This is a genomic window from Salinivibrio sp. PR919, assembly GCF_001995355.1.
Taxonomy (GTDB): domain Bacteria; phylum Pseudomonadota; class Gammaproteobacteria; order Enterobacterales; family Vibrionaceae; genus Salinivibrio; species Salinivibrio proteolyticus.
Genome location: NZ_MUFL01000145.1, coordinates 1 through 3,666 on the forward strand (window position 1 = coordinate 1; position 3,666 = coordinate 3,666).

The 3,666-nt window shown below is 46.2% G+C and carries 3 protein-coding genes and 1 riboswitch; of the genes, 1 reads left to right on the forward strand and 2 read right to left on the reverse strand.

Going from position 1 to position 3,666, the window contains the following annotated elements; genetic code table 11:
• Positions 1-559: 559 nt before the first annotated feature.
• Positions 560-781 carry a cold shock domain-containing protein CspD gene (cspD, locus tag BZG83_RS16070; RefSeq protein ID WP_069588926.1) on the forward strand — a complete coding sequence of 74 codons (222 nt, stop codon included), beginning with the start codon at positions 560-562 and terminating at the stop codon, positions 779-781.
• 112 nt (positions 782-893) lie between these two features.
• Here cspD and BZG83_RS16075 read toward each other — a convergent pair whose 3' ends face one another.
• Entirely contained in the window at positions 894-1,475 is a 582-nt protein-coding gene (locus tag BZG83_RS16075; protein WP_077482059.1) for a thymidine kinase, read from the reverse strand.
• A 129-nt stretch (positions 1,476-1,604) separates the two neighbouring features.
• Complete coding sequence (locus BZG83_RS16080) at positions 1,605-3,188, reverse strand: Na+/H+ antiporter NhaC family protein (RefSeq protein WP_077482061.1); 1,584 nt, start codon at positions 3,186-3,188, stop codon at positions 1,605-1,607.
• An 85-nt stretch (positions 3,189-3,273) separates the two neighbouring features.
• Positions 3,274-3,454, reverse strand: a riboswitch (Lysine riboswitch).
• Positions 3,455-3,666: the final 212 nt, after the last annotated feature.

Genomic DNA, 3,666 nt, shown 5'->3' on the forward strand with positions numbered 1-3,666 from the left:
ACCATGAAGTGGAAATAACTGTGTGGATGGGATTGAAAAAGGGATTTACGCTAAATCTATCTCAGTATTTAGACGTAATAAATTATTCATAAAACAATAAAATTTATTACACCCGATGATTGCGATTTCATTCACGACACGAGGCAATTTCAGCTTGTATCGTGAGATGAACAACACTATAAAAACTACATAAATGGCTGAAATTATAATAATTAAGAGACATTCCACCTATAGCAAACAGCCATGTACCGATCACCGATAGTGAGAGGTGACTCGATAGATTCATGAAAATGACATTATTGTTTTTTATGCATTTATTCTCATTCTCTCACACTTTTCCGGATTACTATGAAAATGTTGTTATAAGTTATTATCGATACTTGACTGCCTAAAAGTATCTACTACAGTGTGAGTTGTGGTAGATAAACTAACCACTTTTTGATCACACGCTCACCATCTTGAGCAAATGCTGTCTGATGCGTGCTAGCGCAGAGGTCATGAGTGGGCACTTAGTTTATTGCAAGGTATGCAAAAGTTTGATGCAAGAGGGATGTTTCGCATGGAAACTGGTACAGTAAAATGGTTTAACAACGCCAAGGGATTCGGCTTTATTTGTCCTGAAGAAGGAGAAGGCGACGTTTTTGCGCATTACTCTACAATCCAAATGGATGGATACAGGACATTGAAAGCGGGTCAGACCGTCAGCTACGAGGTTCAAGAAGGACCGAAAGGCTACCATGCGAGCCAAATCGTCCCTGTTGAACAAGAAGCAGCGAAATAACAACGCGTTATTCGCGACGGTTACAAAGGAAAAAGCGAGCGCAATGCGTTCGCTTTTTTTCGTACTCGGCGCGCTCTATCTTATCGAGACACTTGCCCATCGCAGAACATGCTCATAGCAAGCCAAGTGCTTCTTTATAGTGCAACCGGCACACCGACACATAACGCTCGTTGCCACCGATCACGACTTGATCGCCATCAGCAATCGCATTGCCTTTTGCATCTTGGCGGATCACTCGATTGGCTTTTCGACCACAATGACAAACCGTTTTTAGTTCTACTAACTTATCCGCCCAAGCGAGTAAGTATTGAGAGCCTTCAAATAGCTCTCCTCGAAAGTCAGTGCGCAACCCATAACACAACACAGGAATACGCAATTTATCGACCACATCAGTTAACTCAAGCACTTGCTGTTTGGTGAGAAACTGACTTTCATCCAGTAACAGGCAGTCTACTTTTTCATGTTCTTGAATGGCTGAAACATGTTCGAATAAATTGGTTTCATTGTGGTACAGGTGCGCCTCTGTCTCTAAACCAATGCGTGAGCTAATTTTTCCTTGACCATATCGGTCATCGATTGCCGCTGTATATAACAGGGGCTGCATGCCTCGCTCTTGATAATTAAAGGCTGATTGCAAAAGTGTTGTCGACTTACCGGCATTCATTGCGGAGTAATAAAAATAAAGCTGCGCCATTGTTATCTCGGATTATTCGGTCATCAGGCTTAAAATCAATCCAGCATGCTACCGGATCTCATCAAAAAGGAAAGCCCCGACCAGCGGGGCTTTGCGCTCAATCCTATTATGAGGTAGTCGCGAGCGAGATTAGGCCATGGCTTTGCACGGGCGCTTTTTCAGCCACAGTAGCGCAAAACAAAGCGCGACAAAGGCCAGTGTCGTGGCAGCAAATGCCAACCATAGTGATACGGTAAAGCCAAGGACCAAAAAGCCAACCGCGGACACCAGAGCGCCACCAATCGCGTAAGGCRACTGTGTCGAGACATGATCAATATGCCCGCAGCGTGCCCCTGTGGATGACAAGATGGTGGTATCTGAGATTGGTGAACAATGGTCACCAAACACCGCACCGGCTAATACCGCCGACAGCATAGGTAACATCAAGGAAATTTCCGTTGCCGCAGCCAGATCGCCAGCGATTGGTAGCATGATACCAAAGGTTCCCCATGAGGTACCGGTCGCAAATGCCATCACTGCCGCGAGTGAGAAGAGCACAACAGGGAGTAGCTCAGACGGCATATTGCCCTGCACCAATGAAGACAGATATTTACCCGTTTGCAAATCGCCAATGATATGGCCAATGGACCATGCAAACAGCAGAATAAGAATGGCCCCAAACATGGATTTCGCTCCGACCCATAAGGTTTTGCTGATCGCAGACGCACCAATCCCCTGTTTGATCGTCATGGCTAAAGCAACGATAAGTCCAGCCGCGCCTCCCATCAGAAGCGACATTCCTACATCCGTGTTCTCAAACGCACCGAGTACTGAGAAGGATACATCGTCACCCGCTAACGCTTGTGCGCCAGTGTAGAGCATCGCACTGATGGTCGCCACAACGAGGACCACAATCGGTAACACCAGATCAGAAACCGTGCCGTGCTCGCTTTCTTCAATCCCAAGATCGTCACAAAGATCGGCACAATTGTCGCTTTCATCCCCTAAGCGACTGCCTTTTTTTGCTTGGTATTCAAATTGACGCATGGGGCCAATATCAAGCTGAAACCAAATCACTGCAAAAACCAGCAAAAGCGCAAAGATTGCATAGAAGTTCATCGGGATCATGGTGACAAAGGCGCCGAGCGGCGTGTAATCAGTCACCCCATGTGCGACTAAAATCGAGCCGATGACGGTAATGATATAAGCGCCCCAGCTCGACGCGGGGGTGATAACACACATGGGTGCGGCGGTCGAATCGAGAATATACGCCAGCTTCGCTCGAGACACGTGGAAGCGATCAGTGACAGGGCGCGAGACAGCCCCCACCGCTAAGCTATTAAAATAGTCATCCACGAAAATAAATACGCCTAAGAAAGCCGCCAGCAGCTTTGCTCCTCGTTTGCTTTTAATTCGGCTTTGTGCCCAATTGGCAAACGCTCGTGTTCCCCCAGAGAGTGACAATAAAGCAGTGATCATTCCCAGTAATACGAGGAAAGCAAGAATACTCATATTCCAGCTATTAATACTGCCGTCAGCCACAAATAGTCCGGCAACCACATCAAAAAGGTATTGCGCCGATGTCCCTAGGGAAAAGTCAGCGAGTAGCAAGGTACCGAGTACAATCCCCATGCCTAGCGACAACAGCACGCGGCGTGTTGCAATGGCAAGGCCCAAAGCCAACAAAGGTGGAAGTAACGATAAAGCGGATGAAGAAAAGTCTGTTAAGTTCATGATCTCAGTATCAACCAATTGGTTGGAGATCTACTGCAGAAACGAAGACTGGTAAGGCGTGGTAACACACAGCAAACAACTTGCCTCCTACAGTAGCGCTCCATAGTGTGTCCTAATTACTATGGCAGTGCTGCCCCTATTCGGTAACAGCCCCAGCACAGTCGGCATGATGGCCTTACTGGCTTCGGCGTTGGCTCCTTTCATGTGCGGTCACTGGCATCACCCTCGTGCACACTACTTATAAACAACGCACCTCTACGTTAAGMGTGGAGCATTCTACACAAGATGTTCACTATCGCAACTATTCACGTTTAAAAAGCCACCACTTAAACCTTCACGCTATCAAGTGTCGATGAAATCAGTCGCAATCACCCAAAATTTAGGCACATTTAAAAAAACACCCTTTAATATGAGTAACAAATATTGCGAATAGAAAATAAATAATGAAAAATAGGCCTTAATAATTTATGTAGTATTG